Source organism: Gottfriedia solisilvae (assembly GCF_002128405.1).
Taxonomy (GTDB): Bacteria; Bacillota; Bacilli; order Bacillales; family Bacillaceae_G; genus Gottfriedia; species Gottfriedia solisilvae.
The window spans coordinates 1-24,229 of the sequence record NZ_NETJ01000003.1; the positions used below are offsets into that span (position 1 = coordinate 1).

17 protein-coding genes, 16 tRNA genes, 1 rRNA gene, 1 pseudogene and 4 riboswitches are annotated in these 24,229 nt (G+C 34.0%); of the genes and pseudogenes, 32 read left to right on the forward strand and 3 right to left on the reverse strand.

The genetic code is table 11. The features are described 5' to 3' along the window. Positions 1–208 precede the first annotated feature (208 nt). From rrf to yhbH, 23 genes are all read left to right on the forward strand, one after another. Positions 209–324: ribosomal RNA gene (gene rrf / locus CAB05_RS09260) — 5S ribosomal RNA — on the forward strand. Positions 325–333: 9 nt separating this feature from the next. Continuing rightward, positions 334–408, forward strand: a tRNA-Asn gene (locus CAB05_RS09265). A 4-nt stretch (positions 409–412) separates the two neighbouring features. After that, positions 413–504 (forward strand) — tRNA-Ser (locus CAB05_RS09270). 27 nt (positions 505–531) lie between these two features. Next, a tRNA-Glu gene (locus tag CAB05_RS09275) sits at positions 532–606 on the forward strand. 12 nt (positions 607–618) lie between these two features. After that, positions 619–694: transfer RNA gene (locus tag CAB05_RS09280), tRNA-Val, on the forward strand. Between the two features lie 50 nt (positions 695–744). Beyond that, a tRNA-Met gene (locus tag CAB05_RS09285) sits at positions 745–821 on the forward strand. 3 nt (positions 822–824) lie between these two features. After that, a tRNA-Asp gene (locus tag CAB05_RS09290) sits at positions 825–900 on the forward strand. An 8-nt stretch (positions 901–908) separates the two neighbouring features. Continuing rightward, positions 909–984: transfer RNA gene (locus tag CAB05_RS09295), tRNA-Phe, on the forward strand. Between the two features lie 32 nt (positions 985–1,016). Continuing rightward, positions 1,017–1,089, forward strand: a tRNA-Thr gene (locus CAB05_RS09300). Between the two features lie 10 nt (positions 1,090–1,099). Next, positions 1,100–1,184: transfer RNA gene (locus tag CAB05_RS09305), tRNA-Tyr, on the forward strand. A gap of 7 nt (positions 1,185–1,191) precedes the next feature. Then, positions 1,192–1,265, forward strand: a tRNA-Trp gene (locus CAB05_RS09310). A 14-nt stretch (positions 1,266–1,279) separates the two neighbouring features. After that, positions 1,280–1,355, forward strand: a tRNA-His gene (locus CAB05_RS09315). A gap of 63 nt (positions 1,356–1,418) precedes the next feature. Further along, positions 1,419–1,493 (forward strand) — tRNA-Gln (locus tag CAB05_RS09320). Between the two features lie 3 nt (positions 1,494–1,496). After that, positions 1,497–1,571, forward strand: a tRNA-Gly gene (locus CAB05_RS09325). 6 nt (positions 1,572–1,577) lie between these two features. Continuing rightward, positions 1,578–1,648, forward strand: a tRNA-Cys gene (locus tag CAB05_RS09330). A 14-nt stretch (positions 1,649–1,662) separates the two neighbouring features. Further along, positions 1,663–1,746, forward strand: a tRNA-Leu gene (locus tag CAB05_RS09335). 94 nt (positions 1,747–1,840) lie between these two features. Then, positions 1,841–1,923: transfer RNA gene (locus tag CAB05_RS09340), tRNA-Leu, on the forward strand. Positions 1,924–2,464: 541 nt separating this feature from the next. Further along, positions 2,465–3,589, forward strand: coding sequence for a tRNA epoxyqueuosine(34) reductase QueG (gene queG / locus CAB05_RS09345; RefSeq protein ID WP_087999581.1), 1,125 nt, complete (start codon positions 2,465–2,467; stop codon positions 3,587–3,589). A 77-nt stretch (positions 3,590–3,666) separates the two neighbouring features. Then, positions 3,667–4,584: an amidase domain-containing protein gene (locus tag CAB05_RS09350; RefSeq protein WP_087999582.1), complete on the forward strand. Its 918-nt coding sequence runs from the start codon at positions 3,667–3,669 to the stop codon at positions 4,582–4,584. A gap of 62 nt (positions 4,585–4,646) precedes the next feature. Then, positions 4,647–5,141, forward strand: a complete 495-nt coding sequence (trmL, locus tag CAB05_RS09355) for a tRNA (uridine(34)/cytosine(34)/5-carboxymethylaminomethyluridine(34)-2'-O)-methyltransferase TrmL (RefSeq protein WP_087999583.1) — start codon at positions 4,647–4,649, stop codon at positions 5,139–5,141. A 443-nt stretch (positions 5,142–5,584) separates the two neighbouring features. Further along, on the forward strand, positions 5,585–7,480 hold the full coding sequence (locus tag CAB05_RS09360; RefSeq protein ID WP_087999584.1) for a PrkA family serine protein kinase: 1,896 nt from the start codon (positions 5,585–5,587) through the stop codon (positions 7,478–7,480). Between the two features lie 103 nt (positions 7,481–7,583). Beyond that, a complete protein-coding gene (locus CAB05_RS09365) occupies positions 7,584–8,486 on the forward strand; it encodes an aldo/keto reductase (RefSeq protein WP_087999585.1) in 903 nt (300 codons plus the stop codon). A gap of 278 nt (positions 8,487–8,764) precedes the next feature. Beyond that, entirely contained in the window at positions 8,765–9,952 is a 1,188-nt protein-coding gene (yhbH, locus tag CAB05_RS09370; RefSeq protein WP_087999586.1) for a sporulation protein YhbH, read from the forward strand. A 315-nt stretch (positions 9,953–10,267) separates the two neighbouring features. Here yhbH and CAB05_RS09375 read toward each other — a convergent pair whose 3' ends face one another. Together CAB05_RS09375 and CAB05_RS09380 are read right to left on the reverse strand one after the other, a co-directional pair. Continuing rightward, the gene (locus tag CAB05_RS09375) at positions 10,268–10,696 is read right to left on the reverse strand and encodes a CBS domain-containing protein (protein ID WP_087999587.1); all 429 of its coding nucleotides are present in this window, start codon (positions 10,694–10,696) and stop codon (positions 10,268–10,270) included. Positions 10,697–10,832: 136 nt separating this feature from the next. Next, positions 10,833–10,975, reverse strand: a riboswitch (cyclic di-AMP (ydaO/yuaA leader). Positions 10,976–10,998: 23 nt separating this feature from the next. Continuing rightward, positions 10,999–11,415, reverse strand: a complete 417-nt coding sequence (locus CAB05_RS09380) for a Na-translocating system protein MpsC family protein (protein WP_235821416.1) — start codon at positions 11,413–11,415, stop codon at positions 10,999–11,001. 89 nt (positions 11,416–11,504) lie between these two features. After that, a riboswitch (cyclic di-AMP (ydaO/yuaA leader) is annotated at positions 11,505–11,643 on the reverse strand. Positions 11,644–11,762: 119 nt separating this feature from the next. Continuing rightward, positions 11,763–11,906: riboswitch (cyclic di-AMP (ydaO/yuaA leader) on the forward strand. Positions 11,907–12,432: 526 nt separating this feature from the next. Here CAB05_RS09380 and kdpF point away from each other — a divergent pair. From kdpF to CAB05_RS09415, 6 genes are all read left to right on the forward strand, one after another. After that, on the forward strand, positions 12,433–12,510 hold the full coding sequence (gene kdpF, locus CAB05_RS22740) for a K(+)-transporting ATPase subunit F (RefSeq protein WP_088000360.1): 78 nt from the start codon (positions 12,433–12,435) through the stop codon (positions 12,508–12,510). Positions 12,511–12,548: 38 nt separating this feature from the next. Then, a complete protein-coding gene (gene kdpA / locus CAB05_RS09395; protein WP_088000363.1) occupies positions 12,549–14,222 on the forward strand; it encodes a potassium-transporting ATPase subunit KdpA in 1,674 nt (557 codons plus the stop codon). Positions 14,223–14,258: 36 nt separating this feature from the next. Continuing rightward, positions 14,259–16,298: a potassium-transporting ATPase subunit KdpB gene (kdpB, locus tag CAB05_RS09400; protein ID WP_087999590.1), complete on the forward strand. Its 2,040-nt coding sequence runs from the start codon at positions 14,259–14,261 to the stop codon at positions 16,296–16,298. A gap of 24 nt (positions 16,299–16,322) precedes the next feature. Next, entirely contained in the window at positions 16,323–16,883 is a 561-nt protein-coding gene (gene kdpC, locus CAB05_RS09405; protein WP_087999591.1) for a potassium-transporting ATPase subunit KdpC, read from the forward strand. Positions 16,884–16,938: 55 nt separating this feature from the next. Further along, positions 16,939–19,278, forward strand: a complete 2,340-nt coding sequence (locus CAB05_RS22670) for a histidine kinase (protein ID WP_087999592.1) — start codon at positions 16,939–16,941, stop codon at positions 19,276–19,278. Positions 19,279–19,787: 509 nt separating this feature from the next. Then, a complete protein-coding gene (locus CAB05_RS09415; protein WP_087999593.1) occupies positions 19,788–21,110 on the forward strand; it encodes an ArsB/NhaD family transporter in 1,323 nt (440 codons plus the stop codon). Positions 21,111–21,155: 45 nt separating this feature from the next. Here the strand turns inward: CAB05_RS09415 and CAB05_RS09420 are convergent, their stop codons facing one another. Next, positions 21,156–21,389, reverse strand: a complete 234-nt coding sequence (locus CAB05_RS09420) for a hypothetical protein (protein WP_087999594.1) — start codon at positions 21,387–21,389, stop codon at positions 21,156–21,158. A gap of 179 nt (positions 21,390–21,568) precedes the next feature. After that, a riboswitch (cyclic di-AMP (ydaO/yuaA leader) is annotated at positions 21,569–21,715 on the forward strand. A 73-nt stretch (positions 21,716–21,788) separates the two neighbouring features. Between CAB05_RS09420 and CAB05_RS09425 the strand changes: the two genes are divergently transcribed. From CAB05_RS09425 to CAB05_RS22450, 3 genes and pseudogenes are all read left to right on the forward strand, one after another. Beyond that, on the forward strand, positions 21,789–22,445 hold the full coding sequence (locus CAB05_RS09425; RefSeq protein WP_087999595.1) for a potassium channel family protein: 657 nt from the start codon (positions 21,789–21,791) through the stop codon (positions 22,443–22,445). A 1-nt stretch (position 22,446) separates the two neighbouring features. Beyond that, complete coding sequence (locus CAB05_RS09430) at positions 22,447–23,769, forward strand: TrkH family potassium uptake protein (RefSeq protein WP_087999596.1); 1,323 nt, start codon at positions 22,447–22,449, stop codon at positions 23,767–23,769. A 236-nt stretch (positions 23,770–24,005) separates the two neighbouring features. After that, a pseudogene (locus CAB05_RS22450) lies at positions 24,006–24,161 on the forward strand (sporulation protein YhbH); the annotation flags it as partial. Positions 24,162–24,229 lie beyond the last annotated feature (68 nt).

The window sequence follows — 24,229 nt, forward strand, 5'->3', positions numbered from 1 at the left end:
GATCAGGTTGATAGGTCAGAGGTGGAAGCGTGGTGACACGTGGAGCTGACTGATACTAATCGGTCGAGGACTTAACTAACAAGTTTGATAATGACATTATCTAGTTTTGAGGGTACAAAGATCATTAACTTATTGAAAAATATTAGCAAAAAGTCATTGACTTTAATAGATATTTTGATATAATGATTAATGTCCCAAGGAAATTGAATCAAGTGATGATAGCGAAGAGGTCACACCCGTTCCCATACCGAACACGGCAGTTAAGCTCTTCAGCGTCGATGGTAGTTGGGGGTTTCCCCCTGTGAGAGTAGAACGTCGCTTGGTTCTGATTATTCCGCAGTAGCTCAGTGGTAGAGCACTCGGCTGTTAACCGAGTGGTCGTAGGTTCGAATCCTACCTGCGGAGCCATTTTGGAGAGCTGTCCGAGTGGCCGAAGGAGCACGATTGGAAATCGTGTAGGCGGGTAACCCTGTCTCAAGGGTTCAAATCCCTTGCTCTCCGCCACATTTAAATTAGGACTTCCAATATATTGGCCCGTTGGTCAAGCGGTTAAGACACCGCCCTTTCACGGCGGTAACACGGGTTCGAATCCCGTACGGGTCACCACTTTTATATTATGGAGGATTAGCTCAGCTGGGAGAGCACCTGCCTTACAAGCAGGGGGTCGGCGGTTCGAGCCCGTCATCCTCCACCATATTACTAAATGAATATTCATGGATCTAAATTAATTAGTATCCACATTATCGCGGGGTGGAGCAGTCTGGTAGCTCGTCGGGCTCATAACCCGAAGGTCGCAGGTTCAAATCCTGTCCCCGCAACCAAATGGTCCCGTGGTGTAGCGGTTAACATGCCTGCCTGTCACGCAGGAGATCGCCGGTTCGATCCCGGTCGGGACCGCCATTTAAGTTGGCTCGGTAGCTCAGTCGGTAGAGCAGAGGACTGAAAATCCTCGTGTCGGCGGTTCGATTCCGTCCCGAGCCACCATCTTAACTAAAAAGATAAAAAAAATAAAAAATGCCGACTTAGCTCAATTGGTAGAGCAACTGACTTGTAATCAGTAGGTTGGGGGTTCAAGTCCTCTAGTCGGCACTCTTTAACCGGAGGGGTAGCGAAGTGGCTAAACGCGGCGGACTGTAAATCCGCTCCCTGTGGGTTCGGCGGTTCGAATCCGTCCCCCTCCACCATTTTTATAGGGGCATAGTTTAACGGTAGAATAGAGGTCTCCAAAACCTTTGGTGTGGGTTCGATTCCTACTGCCCCTGCCAATTTAATAATAATGGCGGTTGTGGCGAAGTGGTTAACGCATCGGATTGTGGTTCCGACACTCGTGGGTTCGATTCCCATCAGTCGCCCCATATAAATTATTTTAGCAATTAAGTGATATAAGTATATATTACTTTATATAATATATAAATTGATGGGCTATAGCCAAGCGGTAAGGCAACGGATTTTGATTCCGTCATGCCCTGGTTCGAATCCAGGTAGCCCAGCCACATGCGGAAGTAGTTCAGCGGTAGAATACAACCTTGCCAAGGTTGGGGTCGCGGGTTCGAGCCCCGTCTTCCGCTCCATATTGCGGCGGTATAGCCAAGTGGTAAGGCAGAGGTCTGCAAAACCTTTATCATCGGTTCAAATCCGGTTACCGCCTTTTAATTTTCCCATGCCGGGGTGGTGGAATGGCAGACACACAGGACTTAAAATCCTGCGGGGGTTGACCCCGTGCCGGTTCGAGTCCGGCCCTCGGTATCAAAGAAACCTCTTACATTTGTAAGAGGTTTTTATATTCAGATATAATTGGACAATTAGTAGTTCATATACTATAATTGTTGTATATCGTTTTGGCGGTGTGGTGGAATGGCAGACACGGTAGACTCAAAATCTATTGTCTTCACGGACGTGCAGGTTCAAGTCCTGTCACCGCTATCATATAAAACAGAAAGAAGGATTTTGCTGTATGCAAGATCCTTCTTTCTGTTTTTTTTTAGGCGTAAGTTGAAAAGTAGAAGGTTTGTTAATGAGATAAAAGCATTGCTCTAATTAATAAGTATGTTTATTCTGGCAGAAAATCATTATCGAGTTACACTTCCATTAAAGCTATTGATTACTTATTTTTACCAATATTTACTAAGACTAAAATTCGACAAAATATGATTTTTTTCTTGAGTTACTGACATATGTATGTTAAATTTATATACATAGTTCAGCTAGCACTACTATTTACCTATTACTTTATATATATATATAGTTAGTGTATGAGCATTCGAAGATTTATTATAACTTGATAACAACGCAGTGTATTGATTCCATAGAAGAACGATACATTGCGTTTTTTTATGGTTAGATTAATAAATATCTAAAATATGTATTCTAGTGTATGATCATTTTATCTGTACTATTTAAACTATGAACTTTCTGACTAGAATAGTTGATATATACTAGTACTAATAACTGTAAGGTGATATGGATGAACATAAAAGAATTTCAAAAAGAATTGATATTATATAGTAAGGAAATAGGCATTGATAAAATTGGATTTACGACAGCAGATCCTTTTGTTACTTTGAAAAGTAGATTATATAAACAACAAGAATTAAACTATCAATCAGGTTTTGAAGCAAAAGATATTGAACGTAGAACAGATGCGAGAAAGATTATGAGTGAAGCACATTCAATAATAGCGATTGCATTAGCTTACCCATCTAAAATGAAAGATGCCCCGAAAAGTAAAAAGGGTTCTACTAGGGGTATATTTTGTCGTGCTTCATGGGGAGAAGATTATCACATTGTTGTTAAAAAGAAATTGTTACAGCTTGAGTCATTTATTTTATTACATTATCCAAATGCAAAAGTACAATCTATGGTAGATACAGGTGAGTTAGTAGACCGAGCAGTAGCTGAACGAGCAGGGATTGGCTGGAGTGCTAAGAATTGTTCGATTATCACACCAGAGTATGGGTCTTATGTTTATTTGGGTGAGATGATAACTTCATTACCATTTGAGCCGGATACACCAATAGAAGATCAATGTGGAGAATGTACAAAATGTATGGATGTATGTCCAACAAGCGCAATTGTCGCTCCAGGGCAGTTAAATGCAAAAAACTGTATTGCTTTTTTAACGCAATCAAAAGAAATGATTCCACTAGAGTTTCGAAAGGAAATAGGTAATCGTATTTATGGCTGTGATACATGCCAAACGATTTGTCCAAAGAATAAAGGTATTAATTTTACTCACCATGAAGAGATGGAACCAGATCCTGAAACGGTTAAACCATTATTACGTTCAGTATTGAAAGTAAGTAATAGGGAATTTAAAAGACAGTTTGGTCAAATGTCAGGTTCATGGAGAGGTAAGAATCCAATTCAACGAAACGCTATTATCGCATTAGCTCATTTTAAGGATGATACGGCATTAGATGACTTAAAGGATCTTGCTATTCATGATGTAAGGCCAGTTATCCGAGGAACAGCAATTTGGGCTATTTCAGAAATAGATCGTGAAAATGGAGCCATTTTTATAAATGAATGTCTCAAAACTGAAACTGATGAAATAGTAATAGAAGAAATTAATCGTATTCTTTCAAAGTAATCATAGAAGAGAGGTATAATCTCCATCTTCACAACATCGTATAGAATATAAGCGAATGTTGAGAAGGGGGGATTTTCTTGTTAAATCGAGACCTTTTAGAACGCTATGTTAAAGAGCGTTTACAATTATACTTTGGAGATGGATCAAGAAGCCATCTCATTCAAGAAAGTGAATATTTAGCAATTCAACGTAAGGTTGAATTATATCAGCAACGAAATATCTCACTTGTAAAAGCATACGGGAATGTAGAAGTAAAAAATATATGGACCGATGATGACATCACATATGTTAATTATACTTTGCATATTCGATATTTTTTAAAACAAACAGACTTATATTTTGAAGAAGAACAACAAGAAAGACAAATGGCTTTAAATCATCATGAAATGGTGTATGATATAGAATTTCCGATTGAATATGAAGATGATCCTAATGAAATTGAAATGGTAGAAGAAGATGAACAACACACACCAATGGATCGGAATAATGTATACAATCGATTCAATGCTGTTAAATATGCTGAAACATGGTGGGATGGGCATAATAAGGAGTACCCACTATACGCGAATGATTGTACAAATTTTATTTCGCAATGTTTAAGAGCTGGTGGCTTGAAAATGAATGGTATGCCTAAAAACGCAGTTGGATGGTGGTATAAGAATTATTCATCGAGTAGCTATAGTTGGAGAGTGGCACACGCATTAAGAAAATACTTACCTAAATCCCAAACAGGAATTAAAGCCGAAGAAGTAGGAGATCCAAAAGAATTAAGTTTAGGTGATCTGATTTTATATGACTTTGAAGGCGACGGCAGATGGAACCATTGTACAATTGTGGTTGCCAAGGACGAGAATGGGGAACCGTTAGTAAATGCGCATACTCAAAATAGCCGAAAACGTTATTGGTCTTATTACGATTCAACAGCTTACACTGACAATATAAAGTATAAATTTTTCCATATCGTAGATGGATTAAATAAACCAAATATGGAATAATTCCATTCATAATACTGAATTGGTATAATAGAAGACATTGAAACAATTATAGAGGTGAAGACATGGGAATACACGTTGTATTATATCAACCACAGATTCCAGCAAATACAGGCAATATCGCACGTACTTGTGCAGGAACAGATACTAGTTTGCATTTAATTCGTCCATTGGGTTTTTCCACAGATGATAAAATGCTAAAAAGAGCAGGACTAGATTATTGGGAGCATGTGGATATTCACTATCACGATTCTTTAGATGAATTATTTTCTAAATATGAAAATGGAAAGTTTTATTTCATAACTAAATTTGGAGAAAAAACATATTCTAATTTTAATTATTCGAATCAGGATGATGAAATATTTTTTGTATTTGGTAGAGAGACGACGGGCTTACCAAAAGAATTAATCGAAAAAAATATGGAAACATGTTTAAGAATACCAATGACAGATCACATTCGTTCATTAAATCTATCTAATACAGCTGCAATTTTAATTTATGAAGCATTACGACAACAAGATTTTCGTGAGTTGTTAAAGGTAAAAGATTACTCGCAGTAAAACAAAAAGTCACCGTTTTAGGTGCTTTTTTTTTTCAAAAAAAGGTGCTTTTTTTTTTACAAAAAAAGATGCTTCATTAATATAGGATTTTAGCGTAACATAACTTTTAAATCCTTATTAAGAAGCATCTTCTACTTATTATTTGTTTTTAAGTCCAGGTCTGTCATTATAGCCAGCTGAAAAAATTGCAGATAAAAATGCAGCTATAACTAATAAAATTAATGTTAATCTCATCAGTATGTATCCTCCCAATTGAAAATTTCCCAATTCCCTAAACTTATTATACAAAAAAAACGTAGAAATATGAAAGTAAAATTATGTATTATGTGAAATTAGTCTCGATTAAAAAATATTTTCCCTCTTAAGATATAGCATGAGTACGGACATACTCGCATATCTTTTAATAATCTCTCTTACAGATGAGAAAAAGGAGGTACTTGTCCATGGATATATTAAAGAAACTTGAGCAGCATCGTGATATGGAACAACGATTGAAATGGGAAGGCACTTTTGCTGAGTATCTTGAAATGTTAAAAGAGGAGCCATGGGTTGCCCAAACTGCACATTCAAGAATTTATAATATGATTAAAGATGCAGGAATTGAAGAAGTAAACGGAAAGAAAACGTATAGCTTCTTCAGTAACAACCTTTATGGATTAGAGGAAGCATTAGAGAGACTAGTTGAAGAATATTTCCATCCAGCTGCGAAAAGATTAGATGTAAAGAAACGTATCTTATTGTTAATGGGTCCTGTAAGTGGTGGTAAATCGACACTTGTAACAATGTTAAAGAGAGGTCTAGAAGCTTATTCACGAACAGAACAAGGTTCAATTTATGCTATTAAAGGATGCCCAATGCATGAAGATCCATTACATTTAATTCCAAATCACTTAAGAGATGATTTTTTCAATGAATATGGGATCCGCATTGAAGGAAATCTATCCCCATTAAATTTAATGAGGCTTGAACAAGAGTTTGGAGGAAGAATTGAAGATGTCGTCGTCGAACGAGTATTTTTATCAGAAGATCGACGAGTAGGTATTGGTACATTTAGTCCATCAGATCCTAAATCTCAAGATATAGCGGATTTAACAGGAAGTATAGACTTTTCAACAATTGCACAGTTTGGTTCAGAATCAGATCCTCGTGCTTATCGATTTGACGGGGAATTAAACAAAGCTAACCGTGGAATGATGGAATTCCAAGAGATGTTAAAATGTGATGAAAAGTTCCTATGGCACTTATTATCCCTGACACAAGAAGGAAACTTTAAGGCAGGGCGTTTTGCATTGATTTCAGCGGATGAATTAATTATTGCTCACACAAATGAAACTGAGTACAGATCATTTATTAATAATAAGAAAAATGAAGCGTTGCACTCTAGGATCATCGTTATGCCGATTCCTTATAATTTAAGGGTAAGCGAAGAAGAAAGAATTTATCAAAAAATGATTTCTGAGAGTGATGTAAGTAATGTTCATATCGCACCTCATACTTTACGTGTAGCTGCGATGTTTACAATTTTGACTAGATTAAAGGAACCTAAACGAGGCGATATTGATTTAGTTAAAAAAATGCGTTTATATGATGGTGAAATGGTAGAAGGATATAATACAGTTGATTTAGAAGAGTTGAAAAAAGAATATTTGGATGAAGGAATGCACGGGATTGATCCGCGTTATGTAATTAACCGAATTTCTTCAACAATTATCAGAAAAGAAATACCTTCTATTAATGCCTTAGATGTTTTACGATCATTAAAAGATGGTTTAGACCAGCATCCATCAATTTCGAATGAAGATCGTGAACGTTATATGAACTTTATTTCGATTGCAAGAAAAGAGTATGACGATATCGCTAAACAAGAAGTTCAAAAAGCATTTGTTTATTCGTATGAAGAATCAGCAAAAACGCTTATGGATAATTATTTAGATAATGTAGAAGCTTATTGCAATAAAAACAAATTACGTGACCCGTTAACTGGAGAAGAAATGAATCCAGATGAGAAACTAATGAGATCAATTGAAGAGCAAATTGGTATTTCTGAAAATGCTAAAAAAGCCTTCCGTGAAGAAATATTAATCCGTATTTCTGCCTATGCACGTAAAGGAAAACGATTTGATTATAATTCACATGAACGATTAAAAGAAGCTATCCAAAAGAAACTTTTTTCGGATTTGAAGGATGTTGTTAAAATTACGACGTCCACAAAAACGCCTGATGAGCGTCAATTGAAGAAAATTAATGATGTAGTAAGTCGACTAATTGATGAATATGGATATAATTCAACATCTGCAAATGAATTATTACGCTATGTAGGATCATTACTAAATCGATAAATTCTTAAAGCGGCTATCAAAATCTGATAGCCGTTTTCTTTTGCATTTATAATTTTATATTTTTATAATAAGGTTATATGAAAAAAGAAGGGTGCTACTAATAATGAAAAGAATACCTTTAGCAGAAAATCTTGAGTTCTCACAAATAATCCATGGTTTGTGGCGCTTATCAGAATGGAATATGTCATCAGAGCAATTAATATCATTCATAGAAGAATGTATTGAATTAGGTATTACAACATTTGACCACGCAGATATATATGGTGGTTATACTTGTGAAGAGATTTTTGGGAACGCTTTAGCACTAAAACCTGAGCTTCGTGAAAAAATCCAAATTGTTACGAAGTGTGGGATTAAACTAAAATCTTCTAAGTTTCCTGATCTTAAAATGAATCATTATGATACAAGTAAGGAACACATTTTAATGAGTGTAAATAATTCATTAAAAAATCTACAAACAGATTATATCGATTTACTATTAATACATAGGCCAAATCCTTTTATGAATCCGAAAGAAGTTGCTGATGCATTTAATCAACTTCAAAAAGAAGGAAAGGTTCGTTATTTTGGTGTATCTAACTTCTTACCTTCTCAGTTCAATATGCTACAGAAGCATTTAGATATGCCATTAGTAACAAATCAAATTGAAGTATCGCCAATGCAGTTTGAGCATTTTGAAAAGGGAACAGTGGACTTACTTTTAGAAAAAGGAGTCGCTCCAATGATTTGGTCGCCTCTTGCTGGGGGCCAGATTTTTACTAGTCAATCTGAAGCTGCTGTTAGAGTCCGTTCAATGCTAGAAGAAATTGGTGCTGAGATTGGTGCAAATTCAATAGATGAAGTAATGTATGCATGGTTATTAGTTCATCCTGCAAACATGATGCCAATCGTAGGATCTGGAAAAATTGAAAGAGTAAAAACTGCTGTAGAAGCTTCAAAATTAAGTATGACATCTGAACAATGGTTACGAATCTATGTGGCAGGAATGGGTCATAATTTACCATAAAAAAAGAAGTGGAAATCCTTTTGCTAAAAGAAGGATCCCACTTCTTTTTTTATATTAAAATACTGTATTTCAAAAACTTGTCCTATTTTCTGAAAAAATGGGTGCAAAAAATAAAAGAAAGATTGTCAATAATTGTGTCGTCTTGCATATGATAGAGTAATCCATAAAAAAGGGTAGAAATCCACCTACCGAATTAGTGTATGCATAGGTGTATTACTGTGTGACGATTTTTTTTATTTTTAAAAATAAATACAACGAGAGTAAGGGAGGGAAAGAAAATGAGTAATGAAAATATAGAACAAAAGCATAATTTTACCATTTCACAGGAAGACTGGACCCTCCATCGTAAAGGACATGACGATCAACAACGCCATCAAGAGAAGGTACAAGAAGCGATAAAAAAGAACTTAGCAGATTTAATTACAGAAGAAAGTATCATCATGTCCAACGGTAGAGATGTTGTAAAAATTCCTATTCGTTCATTAGATGAGTACAAGATTCGTTATAACTATGATAAGAATAAACATGTAGGTCAAGGAACTGGTGACAGTAAAATTGGTGATGTAGTCGCAAGAGACGGCTCAGGGAGTGGTCAGCCTCAAAAAGGAGCAGGAAAAGGGCAAGGGGCAGGAAAAGAATCAGGAGAAGACTATTACGAAGCAGAGGTTTCACTAATGGAATTAGAGGAAGCTCTATTTAGTCAGTTAGAATTACCAGATTTAAAACGAAAAGAGCAAGACTTAAATACAGTTGAAAATATAGAATTTAATGATATCCGAAAAACTGGGTTAATGGGAAATATTGATAAGAAACGGACGATGATGTCTGCATTTAAGCGAAATGCTATGAGAGGAACACCAGCATTTCATCCGATATCACCAGAAGACTTAAAATTCCGTACATGGAATGAAATTAGAAAACCTGAATCAAAAGCAGTTGTTCTAGCAATGATGGATACGAGCGGCAGTATGGGCCTATGGGAAAAATATATGGCTCGAAGCTTCTTCTTTTGGATGACAAGATTTCTAAGAACAAAATATGAATCAGTAGATATTGAATTTATTGCACATCATACAGAGGCAAAAGTTGTTACAGAAGAAGAATTTTTCACGAAAGGTGAAAGCGGAGGAACAATTTGTTCATCTGCATACCGAAAAGCACTCGAAGTAATTGACTATAAATACTCACCTGAACGCTACAATATTTATCCTTTCCACTTCTCAGATGGTGATAACTTAACTTCTGACAATGCACGATGCGTAAAACTTGTGCAGGAACTAATGAAAGTAAGTAATATGTTTGGTTACGGAGAAGTAAACCAATACAACCGTCATTCTACTCTAATGTCCGCATATAAAAACATAAATGATGAGAAATTCCGCCATTATATCTTAAAGCAGAAATCAGATGTGTTCCATTCTATGAAGAGCTTTTTTAAACAGGAGCAGGAGAAAGCAGCAAAATAAGCAACGGATATGAAGAATTAAATGGAGTACGGAAATAGTAGAAAATTAGAACCAGAAAATCCCTAATGAGGATTTTTCTGGTTTTTTATATTGTTTTGACTTCAAATATACTCACTTTAAAAAAGGTGATATATTAATAGAATTTGTAAAAATCACTAAATTTGCCCCAAGTAATTTATAAGTTCGATCAGTGTATCTTTTGTTTTCTGTAATTAAGATAATCGGTGCTTTTATATTATTTTGTGAATACTCAAGAAAATGAGAGGTTATTTCTATGTTACACCCCCCCGAATAATGATAGATGCCAAAGATTACTCAAATAGCCGAAAAATTAATTCTTTCTTTTAATACCGTTTTAGCACAATATTCAATAATTTCTTTTCTTTTAACAATTCCAATAAAGGTATCATTGTCATCTACAACAGGTACGAAGTTTTGATCTATTGCTCTAGAAAAAAGGTCTTCGATCTCAGCGCTTATAGAAACAGGTTCGTTAATAGTGTGTAAGGAAAGTTCACTTAGTCGAATATCTTGTGTATTGTTAAAGCTTAAAGCTGGTGTGTTTTTTAATTTCCATAATAAATCTCCCTCTGTAAGTGTGCCGACATACTTTGCATCATCGTCTATTAATGGAATAGCTGAATAACGGTGGTATTCCATTTTTTCAAGTGCCTGTCGCATCGTTGAGTTTATATTTATATAAACAAGATCAATTTTTGGAGTAATGAAAAACGCTATGTTCATTTTGTTATGTTCTCCTAATGACTATAATTTTGGTGTTGTTCTCAATCATTTTATTATTTTATTAAAATAATAAAATGAGGTTGAAAAAGAGCATAAAAAATACACTGAGGTTTACCCAGTGTTAAAAAATCACTTTGTATCCCCTCCTAAACGCTTACGAGGTTAGCTGTCGGATTCAGACTTAAAGAGTAGCCATACCTATAAAAGGATTCACCCCAGAGCGGTCTTTTGCCGCAAAATTGGTTCCCCCGCTTCATATGAATTCAGCGATTAATGAATATGAAATTATAAAGAATATTATTCTATTGCAAATTATGTTTATTAGTTTCTTCAAATAATTTATTAATATTTCGGTCCATTACAAAAACTTCAATACGTTCGCCAGTATTCGTACTGGTATCACTATGACTAGATAAGACTTTACACCCAGTATGTCTTTCAATTATCTCTTCATAATCCTTACTATACATTTCTCTAAGGACTTGTCGCATTTTTTTTACAAGACTTTTTCCAGTATTGTGAGTAACTAAGTGTTTTTCTTCGGTAGTTAACACACCTTTAAATCGAAGTATGATCATGTCCTCTACAATATATGTTTTTGCTTCTTGAGGACCTCTTCCAATTAGATCTCTTTGGAATTTAATAAATGCCTCACTTAATTCAATTTCAAGCTTCTTTTTTGATGTCATCATTAATATCTCTCCCATTCTTTTGTTCATAAGCAAAATAAATAGCCACAAGAAGAGAACTCTTCTCGTGGCTATTTATTTTCAATATAGGTATATTGAAATATTAATAACACGATCAAGTTTACTCTCTCCAAACGCTTACGAGGTTAGCTGACGGATTCGGGCTTGAAAAGTAGCCCTACCTAAAAGGATTCACCCCGTGTGCAAGTGCACGAATTGGTTCCCCCGCTCGTAAATACGATTAAGCGATTTTAGCAAATATATTTTGTTGATATGATTTATAATACTTAGATTAAAAAATTTGTAAAGAGGAAAATTATTGTTTTTTAAAAAACTCTTTACATGTAAAAATCATAGACGTATAATCAAAACAGCAAAATAAATATCGGCTTAATTACGATTAATTCGTAAACGGAGGAACCAATTTTTTGGGGTTAATTCTACATTATTGTAGAAGGGATGAGATACTCTTTCGCCATCCTACCCGACAGCTAACTTCGTCAGCTAAAGCGAGGGAGGTCAGTAGACCGCCTAATTTGAGCGGGTTTTTTATTGCCTTTTGACAATAATTTACCTGGGCAAATAATTGAATAGGTCTATTTATTTTGCCATAAAGTAAGAAATTTTGAAAAATTAGAAAAGATCAGGGAGACAGAATACAAAGAGAGCGTTAAGCTAGCTGGGTGTTAGGTAGACCAATGATTACTTTTCTTCCACAGTTGAATTAACTAGAACAACTAATTTGGGCATTCATTTTTGAATTCTGTTTATGTCCCAAACTTAGATTTTAGTTATTTAGCAGGAAGATCAGTATTCATTGGTCTTTTTTGATTTACTAGAACAAGTTTTTAGTTGGGAATATTGGTTTGAAAATGAAAAGTTTTTATTCGTGAAAACAAGGTTGATTAGAAAATTGAACTTGATTGCAAACGGAAGGAGAATTGAAATGATCAATGATTTAACAATGATAGGGATACTCATTATCGTTTTTGCAGTCTTTTGGGGATTTACAATATTTTGTGAAAAAGCGTAAGGGGGAACGAAGGGATGCTTATACCAGCAATCATTGGAATTGCTCTAATTCTATATTTAGTTTTTGTACTAATTAAACCAGAGAAATTTTAGAACCTAGTTTAACATGTGGGAGGAATTATGAAATGTCCATGGGAATATTCCAAGTAGTCGTTACGTTGATACTTATTTTCTTATTGGTAAAACCAGTAGGTAACTATCTTGTAAAATCATATGATTATGAAAAAACAGGATTGGATCGTTTTTTCAGACCTATTGAAAGATTGATTTATAGATTAATTGGTGTAAGTGAAAATGAAAAAATGGGTTGGAAAAAGTATGTTTTAGCAATGTTACTTTGTAATTTTGTAATGCTACTCATCTTATATGCAATTTTTAGATTTCAAAAATATTTACCATTTAACCCAAATCAAATTGATAATATGCCATCAGCTCTAGCTTTTAATACAGCTGTTTCATTTATTACCAACACAAATTGGCAAGCATATAGTGGTGAAAATACTCTTTCTTATTTTTCACAAATGATGGCTATAACTTTCCCAATGTTTACTTCTGCTGCAACTGGTTTTGCTGTGGCAATAGCATTTATTAGAGGATTAATTGGACGCCAAGATAACTTAGGAAACTTTTACGTTGATTTAGTTCGCTCAATTACTCGAGTATTTTTACCTTTATCATTTATTGTCGCTTTATTCTTAGTCTTCCAAGGAGTACCTCAAACTCTAAAGGGTGCAGTAGATGCTACAACGGTAGAGGGAATTAAACAAGTAATTACTCGAGGACCAGTAGCTTCACTTGAATCAATAAAACATATAGGTACAAATGGTGGAGGATTCTTTGGTACCAATGCAGCGCATCCGTTTGAAAACCCTACACCACTATCAAATCTGATACACATTGTTTGTATGATGCTTCTACCAACTTCATTGGTTTATGCATTTGGTGTAATGGTTAAAAACAAGAAGCAAGGTTGGACAGTTTTTGCAGCAATGGGAATCTTGTTCATTGCACTTCTTACAGCAGTTTTTGTTGCAGAGTATAATGGTACGCCTGCATTACAAGCTCTTGGCATTAATGGAAACATGGAAGGTAAAGAAGTTCGTTTTGGAATATCTGAATCGGCGCTTTTCACAGCTGTTACTACTGCGGCAACAACTGGTTCAGTTAATAATATGCACGATTCATTAACGCCTATTGGTGGTATGATTCCGTTAGCAGAAATGATGTTAAATAACGTTTTTGGTGGTAAAGGCGTAGGGTTATTAAATGGGTTATTATACGTAATTTTAACAGTTTTCATTTGTGGATTGATGGTAGGAAGAACTCCAGAGTTTTTAGGAAAGAAAATTGAATCAAAAGAAATTAAACTAGCATCGATCGCTATTTTAACACACCCATTAATAATTCTAGTTTCAACAGCACTAGCATTATCATTAAAAGGTCCTGTTTCTTCTATATTAAATCCAGGGTTCCATGGGTTATCTGAAGTGTTATACGCAATTACTTCTGGAGCTGCTAATAATGGTTCTGCATTTGGTGGATTAACAGCAAATACAGATTTCTATAATATCGTAATTGGTTTAGTTATGTTACTAGGTCGATATATTTCGATTATTGCAATGTTAGCAATTGCTGGGTCATTTTCTACTAAGAAAGTTGTTGCAGCAACATCTGGAACATTCCGAACTGATACACCATTATTTACGGTCATTTTAATTGCGATTATTTTAGTCGTTTGTGCATTAACGTTCTTCCCAACACTTGCACTTGGACCAATCGCAGAACATTTAGGAATGTTTAAATAGTATGGAGTTGTAATAACGAAGGAGGAGATTGATCTTATGGCAATCGAAAATAAGCCAATATCTAAAGAAATTAAAACACAAGCAGTCATTGATTCTTTTAAAAAATTGAACCCGTTAGTCATGATAAAAAATCCAGTAATGTTTGTTGTAGAGGTTGGTACATTCATAACACTAATTCTTTCTATTAAACCAGACATTTTTGGATTTGATACAGTTGGTAGAACATATAATATTGCTGTATTTTTAATACTTTTGTTCACTGTACTATTCGCAAATTTTGCTGAAGCACTTGCAGAAGGTCGCGGAAAAGCACAAGCAGATACCTTAAGAAAAACAAAATCAGAAACAACTGCAAAGTTAAGACATAAAGATGGATCGTATCAAGATGTCCCATCAACATCTTTACGAAAAGGTGACATCGTTCGTGTTGATACAGGAGAAATCATTCCTTCTGATGGTGAGATTATTGTAGGACTTGCATCAATTGATGAATCAGCTATCACGGGTGAATCAGCTCCAGTTATTAAAGAAGCAGGTGGAGATTTCTCTTCTGTTACAGGAGGAACACGAGTAGTTTCAGATTTTATTATCGTTAAAATTTTAACAGATCCAGGTGAATCATTTATTGATCGTATGATTTCATTAGTTGAAGGTGCAGCTCGTCAAAAGACACCAAATGAAGTTGCATTAACAACTTTGTTAGCAGTTTTAACATTAGTTTTTTTAATTGTTATAATGACACTCGTTCCAATTGCTAATTATTTAGACGTTTCGATTGATGTGGCTACTTTGATTGCTTTACTGGTTTGTTTGATCCCAACAACAATTGGTGGATTACTTTCTGCTATTGGTATTGCAGGGATGAATCGTGTAACGCAATTTAATGTATTAGCTATGTCAGGTAAAGCAGTCGAAGCTGCTGGAGATATTGATACAATGATTTTAGATAAAACTGGTACGATTACGTTCGGTAACCGAATGGCTAGTGAGTTTATTCCAGTTGGTAGTATAACAGAAAAAGATGTAACTTTTGCTTCTTTAAAATCTTCTGTAAAAGATGAAACACCAGAAGGACGTTCAGTTGTTGAGCTAGCACATAAAAATGGTTTAAGCTGGGATGAAAACGAATATAAAGATGCCGAGATAATTGAATTTACAGCTGAAACTAGAATGTCTGGATTAAATTTAAAAGATGGTACCGTAATAAGAAAAGGTGCGGTAGACGCAATTAAAAAATATATAGCTGCCAAAGGAGGAAGCATTCCTTCTGATCTTGAGGAAAAATCAAATATCGTGGCAAAAGCAGGAGGTACTCCACTTGCTGTTGCGATTAATGACAAGGTTTACGGTGTTATATATTTAAAAGATACAGTAAAGCCTGGATTAAAAGAACGATTTGAAGAATTAAGAGCTATGGGGATTAAAACCGTAATGTGTACTGGTGACAATCCTTTAACAGCGTCAACTATTGCAAGAGAAGCTGGGGTAGATGAATTCATTGCAGAAGCTAAACCTGAAGATAAAATTGCAGCAATTAAGAAAGAACAAGATGATGGTAAACTTGTTGCTATGACAGGGGACGGTACAAATGATGCACCTGCTCTAGCACAAGCAGATGTTGGTTTAGCAATGAACTCAGGAACAATGGCTGCAAAGGAAGCAGCAAATATGATTGATTTAGATTCAGATCCAACTAAGTTATTATCGGTTATTGCAATTGGTAAGCAGTTATTAATAACACGAGGATCATTAACAACATTTTCAATCGCAAATGATATAGCTAAATATTTCGCGATTATTCCTGCTCTATTTATTATGGCAATACCACAGTTAGACTATCTTAATATTATGGGATTGAGTTCACCAAAGTCCGCAATCCTTTCAGCATTAATTTTTAATGCGATAATAATTCCTCTTCTCATTCCTGTTGCGATGAAGGGTGCGAAGTATAAACCAATGGATGCGAATAAACTTTTATCTAAAAACTTATTCATTTATGGTTTTGGTGGAGTAGTTGCGCCATTCATTGGAATAAAAATTATTGATATGCTTGTATCCACATTGCAATTTGTGTAATACATGTGAAATGGAGGATTTAAATTGAAATCATTAATTGTTGCGATAAGAGCATCGGTTGTTTTGTTACTAATATGTGGATTAATTTATCCATTAGCAACAACAGGAGTAGCGCAAGTTATTTTTCCGAAACAAGCAGATGGTAGTTTAATTAAAACGAATGGGAAAGTTACAGGTTCTAAATTATTAGCTCAAGAATTTAAAGGACCTGAGTGGTTCCATTCTAGAGCATCTGCTGCTAGCTATAATCCTACTGCATCAGCTGCAACAAATGCAGCAGTTGCATCAGAAGATTATGTTAAAGCTACAAAAGATAAAATAAATGAATTAAAGAAAGAAAATAATGACCTTGGGAAAGATATACCAGCTGATTTAGTAACAACATCTGGATCTGGATTTGACCCTGATTTATCTCCTGAAGCTGTGAGAGCACAAGTGCCTAGAATAGCTAAAGCAACAGGTATATCTGAAGAGAAATTAGTTTCATTAATTAAAAATAATACTAAAGGGCGTCAATTAGGAATTTTTGGTGAACCTCGTGTAAACGTACTAGAATTAAACTTAGATTTAAAAAAATTAAGATAAAAGGGGAGAATAGTTCTCTCCTTTTTCCTTATGTATAAAGAAAGGAGGAAAAAATGTGAGTGATAAACAGTTTCGTAGAAAAACCCCTGAGGAATTACTTCAATCAATCCAAAAAATCAAGAAAGGTAGACTTAAAATTATCATCGGTACGGTGAGCGGTTCGGGTAAAACATACCATATGCTACAAGAAGGAAATGTTTTAAAAGAACGAGGTATTGATGTTGTTATTGGATTAATCAGTGAAACAAACCGTCAAAAAACAATTGATCAAATTGGCTGTTTGGAAAAAATGGCTACGATAAAATGGGAAGAAAACGCATCGGTAAAACAAGACCTTGATTTAGATAAGATTATAGCTAGGAATCCAGAAGTAGTGTTAGTTGATGCATTAGCACATCAAAATCGACCAGATGCTATGTTTCCAACACGCTTAGAAGATATAAATTATTTAATATCCAAAAATATAAGCGTTATAACGACAATGAATATATATGAAATAAAAGAAGTTCATGAGGAAGCTGACAAGTTGACTGGGAGTAAAGTGAAAGTAAATTTATTTGTTCCTGAAGAAACTTTAGCAATGGCTGATGATTTAAAGTTACTTGATGTAACACCAGAGGTAATTTTACAAAGATCGCGAGAAGAAGATATTTATAATGAAGAAGAAAAAGTAAATAGATATCAATTATATCATCAAAGTAATCTTGCCGTTCTTCGTGAACTTGCTTTACGTTTTTTAGCGGGAGAAGTGAATGATGCATTAGATGAATATCGAGAAAAACATGGGATGGTTGGACCATCGGGAGCATCTGAAAAGATTTTAGTTACGGTTCAATATCATTGGAATGGCTCTATTTTGGTGAGAAGAGGACAGCAAATTTCAAAAAGATTAGGTGGAGACTTACAAGTAGTTTGCTTTCAGCCACCTAATAAAAAATTTACGAATGATGAATTAACATTTAAGCGTTCAATTATAAAACTTGTTGAAAAAGTAGGCGGAGACTTCGAAGAACTACCATTGAACAGTGATTCAATTGCAAGTGAAATTGTTGATTATTCAATAAAAAATAATATTACGAGTATCGTATTAGGACAATCAAAACGAACACGTTGGGAAGAAATCGTTTCTGGATCAATCGTTAACAAAATTTTAAGAAAAACTAAAAATATAGATGTGTTTATCGTTGCAGACCGAACAGAAAAAGATGGTGAAAGAGTAATACCAACCAAGCAAGTAAATAAAGAAACAATAGAACCTTATCGTCGTTTGAGTGCTCAAGAGCTTGCTCAAGAAATACATAAAATTAAACGTGGTACTTTAAAAGTGTACATCGGAGCGGCACCTGGTGTTGGAAAAACTTATACGATGTTAAGGGAAGCGAATGAGCTAAAGAAACAGGGGATTGACATTGTAATAGGATTACTTGAAACACATGGACGTAGAGAAACAATTGAAAAAGTAGGGGATTTAGAAATTATTCCTCGTAAACAAATAGCTTACAAAGGTACAACACTGGAAGAAATGGATACCGAGTCAGTAATAAAAAGAAATCCTGAGGTTGTTTTAATTGATGAATTAGCCCATACAAATGTACCAGGAAGTAAGTTTTATAAAAGATATGAGGATGTAGAAGAAATATTAAATGCAGGAATTTCGGTTATTTCAACTATGAATATACAACATTTAGAGAGTCTAAACGACAGTGTTGAACAAATTACAGGCGTTAGAGTAAGAGAAACAGTTCCAGATCATGTCCTTAGAGACGCTAATGAAATCGAACTAATTGATATTTCTCCAAAAGCTCTAAGGGAAAGAATGAGAGAAGGAAGAATTTACGCTTCTATAAAGATAGAGCAATCTTTAAATAATTTCTTTAAAACAGTTAATCTGATTGCTTTGAGAGAGCTAGCACTAAGAGAAGTTGCAGATGATGTAGACGAACGACTTGAAGCATGGGAAAGAGATTTAACGTTACGTGGACCTTGGAGGCAGGAAGAAGTAATTTTCGTTTGTGTAAACTTAAAATCAAATAGTGAGAGACTAATTCGAAGAGGTTTTCGAATTGCTTATCGATTAAAAGCAACTTGGTATGTGGCATATGTTAAAGATCACAATAAATTATCAGAAGAAGAAAGTCTTTCATTGAAAAAAATAAAAGAGTTAACGGAACGATTAGGAGGCACGTTTGAATTATATGAGACAACTGATCGTCGCCATGTTTTTGTAGAGTTAGTTAATAAGATTAGTGAAAAAAGGACAACACATGTAATTATGGGACAGTCAGCGCGAACTAGATGGGAAGAAATTAAAACAGGCTCTATTGTACAGAAATTATTAAGAGAGTTACGTCATTTAGATGTTCTAGTTGTTGCTGATCAATCTATAAATTCATAATTCATATATATTTATATCGTTATCTCCAATTTTTTAGCAACATATCCAGTAGTACTGACTTGAATAAAATAATTGCTTGCATATCATTACCAATCACTACAATGACAGTATCAAAGTTTCCCAATAGCAATCGCTTTTAATATTCTTTCATTAGTTGAATCTGTCATAACAGCTTATGTTTCAGTATCAGCAAATTCATTAACACGATCTTCACTTATATCAATTGCCAAAACTTCATTTCCTGAATCTAACAATGTCTGTGTAAGTCACGAACAAAATCTCCCTAGACCAACGATTGCATATTGTTGTTTATACATTTTTCTTCACTCTTCCAAAATTAAATACGGGGCATTATCCAATCACAATGAGAAAACCACGAATGAATTATATTATTTTTTATTCACATAAAAATCAATGTTAAATTGTATTGCTTAACTTAACTTTTAGTTGGTTAATCATGGTAATATGGGTTAAATTAAGATTAAACTAAATTCATATGGGGGAAACAGATGGACTACTTAGAACATGGATATAATTGGAGGTATTATGCTTCCATTATTGTCTTTTTACTTTCTTACGCAATTATTATAAGTGAGAAAATAAATAGAGCATTGATAGCGTTATTAGGAGCAGGAATCATGATCGGAATCGGTGTGGTTGATTTACACTTTGCATTAACAACACATATTGAATGGGAAACAATTACCCTATTAATTGGAATGATGATTATCGTTTATATAACAAGTACATCAGGTCTTTTTGAATTTATTGCTATTAAGGCAGCAAAAATGTCAAAAGGTCAACCAATACGAATATTAGTAACGTTATCATTACTAACTGCCTTTGGATCAGCTTTTTTAGATAACGTAACAACAATTTTATTAATTGTTCCTATAACTTTATCAATAACAAAAATATTAAAAGTGGATCCAGTCCCTTTTTTAATGCTAGAAGTCATCTATTCTAATATTGGAGGAACAGCAACCTTAATTGGTGACCCACCAAATATTATGATTGGCTCAGCTAATAAACACTTAACATTTAATGACTTTTTAATGAATTTAGCTCCAATCATTTTAATTATAATTGCCGTTATAACAGTTATTATTTACTTTATTTACCGAAAGCGATTGTATACTACATCTGAGGAAATTAGTAAATTGATGTCTATTAATGAAACAGATTTCATAAAAAATCGGACATTAATGATAAAATCAATAACTGTTCTCGGACTTACATTACTTGGGTTTATACTTCATTCTATTTTACATTTGGATGCTGCGCTTGTTGCTATGTTAGGGGCTACAATTCTAATGCTAATAGGTGTAAAAGAACATGATTTAGAAGAAGTGTTTGCGAATATCGAGTGGGTAACAATCTTTTTCTTCGCAGGACTATTTGTTTTAGTTGGTGGATTAATTGACATTGGTTTAATAGGTTCATTAGCGAAAAAAGTATTAGAATTAACGAATGGAGATATTAAAGTCGCTGCTCCTTTGATTTTATGGGTGTCAGGTATTGCATCGGCAACGATTGATAACATTCCATTTGTAGCTACAATGATACCTTTAATTCAAGACTTATCGGTTGGTATGGGGTTATCACCTGATGCGCCTCAAATAGAAGTACTTTGGTGGTCACTAGCGTTAGGTGCATGTCTTGGAGGAAATGGTACATTAATTGGGGCATCTGCTAACGTTGTTGCAGCGGGTATTGCAACACGAGAAGGTTATAAGTTCGGATACTGGGATTTTTTAAAAATTGGATTACCACTGACAATATTATCGCTAGTTATTTCTCATATTTATCTAATTCTAAAATTTATAGCATAAAAAAAATGACAAGCTTTGATAAGTTTGTCATTTTTTAATGTAATTTTATTCCATTCCTTTTATATTAGGTCTCCATACTTTTTCAATTAATTTACCATCTTCCCATATTTGGATCCAGCTATCACTATATTTAATGCTAAGTATAATATCTGAATTAATATCTAAATCTACTTCATGACAAGCATAATAGTAGTTAATTGCACTGTTTTTATCTGTACCTACGTAAATGATTTCTTCCTCTTTATAACGCTCTGCGAACACTAAGTATATTTTCTTCATGGAACATCCCTTTCCTTTAATTTTATGTATCACTATATTTTATCTTAATTCTCGAAAATACATGAATTATTAACATCAAATTAAAAGTATATTGAATGGACTTACTTTTGTATGGGTTATCAATAATTGACACAAACTATGAAAAGAAGTATTTTTATTGTATTCTTAAATCACTAATTTAAACCTTAATACTGAATCAATTGAGCGGGGGAACCATTTATGGTAAACAATGTTTACCTTGGGGTGAATCTTAAAATTAAAGTTAAGAAGGGATACTCTCAATCCCTAATCCGACAGCTAACTCCGTAAGTTTTATGAGGGAAGGGTTAATTTTTTTGTTGACCATTCTTTTAAAAGGATAGGTCTTTTTGTGTTTATTTTGAAAGGAGTATTAAAGTGATGAAGAAACAATTTGCAGTATTTGGGTTAGGAAGATTTGGTGGGAGTCTTGTTAAAGCATTCTCAGAATTAAATGTAGATGTGTTGGCAGTTGATTTAGATAAGGACAAAGTAAATGAATATGCAGAATTTGCAACACATGTAGTACAGGCAAATGGGATCGATGAAATGACACTGAAGGCGCTAGGCATTAGGAACTTTGATCATGTATTCGTTTCATTTGGGCATAACATTGAAGGAAGTATTTTAACCTCTTTATTGTTAAAAGAATTAGGAATTTCACAAGTTTGGGCAAAAGCACAGAATGACTACCATCAAAGAGTTTTAGAGAAAATCGGGGTTGACCGTGTAATTCATCCAGAAAGAGATATGGCTAAACGCATTGCACGACATATTGTCACAGATAAGATGGTGGATTACTTTGAACTATCGAAAAATCATAGTATTGTAGAGATTCGGGCAACAGATAAAATACATAACAAAACTCTTGTAGAACTAGATGTAAGAGCAAAATATGGATGTAATATTGTTGCGTTTCAAAAGGATGAGGATACGATCATTGTTCCTTCTAGTGATTATAAAATTCAAAAGGGGGATATTTTGATTGTCATTGGACACAATGATGACATTAAAAAGTTCGAGGGAGAAGGCGTATAACATGAACGGTAAAAAGTTTAGCATTTCTCCTTATCAACTATTAATCCTGGTTTTTACCTGTCTTATTATAGTTGGAACAGTTTTACTGAAATTACCGTTTGCAACGAATAAACCAATTAGTTGGGTTGATGCTTTATTTACTGCGACTTCAGCTAGTACGGTAACAGGTCTTGCAGTTTTCGATACAGCAGAAACATATACTTTGTTTGGAGAAATTGTTGTAATTTCACTAATTCAGCTCGGCGGATTAGGAATCATGTCTTTTGCTATATTAATCTACATTATGCTTGGGAAAAAAATAGGGTTCAAAGAACGACTACTTATGCAACAAGCATTAAATCAGAATTCAATAGGTGGCGTAATTAAATTAGTACGAAACCTATTCATAATTTCATTTTTAGTTGAATTTATTGCCATGATTTTTTTATCAATAAGATGGGTACCAGAATACGGATGGGCAAAAGGATTCTATTTAAGTTTCTTTCATTCAATTTCTGCGTTTAATAACGCAGGATTTGCATTATGGTCTGATGGATTAATGGGATACGTTGGTGATCCGTTAATTAATGTTGTTATCTCGCTATTATTTATTATAGGTGGTATTGGTTTTACTGTACTGGCAGATATTTGGCAAAAAAAGAGCTTTAAAAAATTAAGTCTTCATACAAAAATCATGATTATCGGTACGATCGTTATTAATTTTGTAGCAATGTTTTTAATTTTTACACTGGAATATCACAATCCAAAAACGTTAGCAGGTTTACCGACGCTTGCTGATAAACTATGGGCATCCTATTTCCAAGCGACAAGTCCTAGAACAGCGGGGTTTAATACATTAGATATAGGTAGTTTAGATGAATCTACGATTTTCCTTATGTTATTATTGATGTTTGTAGGAGCAGGTAGCGGATCAACTGGTGGTGGAATTAAATTAACAACGTTTTTAGTAATCATACTGAGTGTTTTTACTTTTTTAAAAGGAAAAAGAGATATCGTAATAACAAAACGAACAATAGATGATTCATTTGTATTTCGCTCATTATCTATTGCAACTATTGCTCTTTTATTTATTTTTGTAGCTGTGTTTATTTTAAATATTACCGAAGATGCACCATTTTTAGCCTTACTTTTCGAAGTGATTTCTGCTTTTGGAACAGTAGGTTTATCAATGGGGTTAACATTTTCCTTAACAACTATCGGAAAAATAGTAATCATTTTTATTATGTTTTTAGGTAAACTTGGACCATTAACTCTTGCTTTATCATTGTCAAAACCTGAAATAGCAAGAATGAAATATCCAAATGAAGATATCTTAACAGGTTAATTAATAAATCCCCTCAATAATAAACAGTACAATCATTTCTTTTTACAGTCTACTATAAGGGGATAATATTATTCGGTAGTATGGTTTTTCTTGAAGTAAACTAGATAATATTAGTAATTTTTATTGGTTCCAATTTATTTAAAATTGATCAAAACGTGTGTATCCTAAACATATAAATAGGATTTTTAAAAAATGATCTTTTAAAAAAACAGTCATATCAACGGGTGTTTCCAGTACAATTAAACCAATACACCCTTCATTCTACTCTAATGTTCGCATATAAAAACATAAATGATGAGAAATTCCGCCATTATATCTTAAAGCAGAAATCAGATGTGTTCCATTCTATGAAGAGCTTTTTTAAACAGGAGCAGGAGAAAGCAGCGAAATAAGAAATGGTTATGGGGAATTAAATGGAGTACGAAATTAGTAGAACGTGAAAAACCAGAAAAGCCTAAAG

What these genes read in the sequence shown, in the direction of transcription:
- queG (WP_087999581.1), top strand. Translation starts at nt 2,465, where the DNA reads ATGAACATAAAAGAATTTCAAAAAGAATTGATATTATATAGTAAGGAA.
- trmL (WP_087999583.1), top strand. Translation starts at nt 4,647, where the DNA reads ATGGGAATACACGTTGTATTATATCAACCACAGATTCCAGCAAATACA.
- CAB05_RS09360 (WP_087999584.1), top strand. Translation starts at nt 5,585, where the DNA reads ATGGATATATTAAAGAAACTTGAGCAGCATCGTGATATGGAACAACGA.
- CAB05_RS09365 (WP_087999585.1), top strand. Translation starts at nt 7,584, where the DNA reads ATGAAAAGAATACCTTTAGCAGAAAATCTTGAGTTCTCACAAATAATC.
- yhbH (WP_087999586.1), top strand. Translation starts at nt 8,765, where the DNA reads ATGAGTAATGAAAATATAGAACAAAAGCATAATTTTACCATTTCACAG.
- CAB05_RS09375 (WP_087999587.1), bottom strand. Translation starts at nt 10,696, where the DNA reads ATGAACATAGCGTTTTTCATTACTCCAAAAATTGATCTTGTTTATATA.
- CAB05_RS09380 (WP_235821416.1), bottom strand. Translation starts at nt 11,415, where the DNA reads ATGAACAAAAGAATGGGAGAGATATTAATGATGACATCAAAAAAGAAG.
- kdpF (WP_088000360.1), top strand. Translation starts at nt 12,433, where the DNA reads ATGCTTATACCAGCAATCATTGGAATTGCTCTAATTCTATATTTAGTT.
- kdpA (WP_088000363.1), top strand. Translation starts at nt 12,549, where the DNA reads ATGGGAATATTCCAAGTAGTCGTTACGTTGATACTTATTTTCTTATTG.
- kdpB (WP_087999590.1), top strand. Translation starts at nt 14,259, where the DNA reads ATGGCAATCGAAAATAAGCCAATATCTAAAGAAATTAAAACACAAGCA.
- CAB05_RS09415 (WP_087999593.1), top strand. Translation starts at nt 19,788, where the DNA reads ATGGACTACTTAGAACATGGATATAATTGGAGGTATTATGCTTCCATT.
- CAB05_RS09420 (WP_087999594.1), bottom strand. Translation starts at nt 21,389, where the DNA reads ATGAAGAAAATATACTTAGTGTTCGCAGAGCGTTATAAAGAGGAAGAA.
- CAB05_RS09425 (WP_087999595.1), top strand. Translation starts at nt 21,789, where the DNA reads ATGAAGAAACAATTTGCAGTATTTGGGTTAGGAAGATTTGGTGGGAGT.
- CAB05_RS09430 (WP_087999596.1), top strand. Translation starts at nt 22,447, where the DNA reads ATGAACGGTAAAAAGTTTAGCATTTCTCCTTATCAACTATTAATCCTG.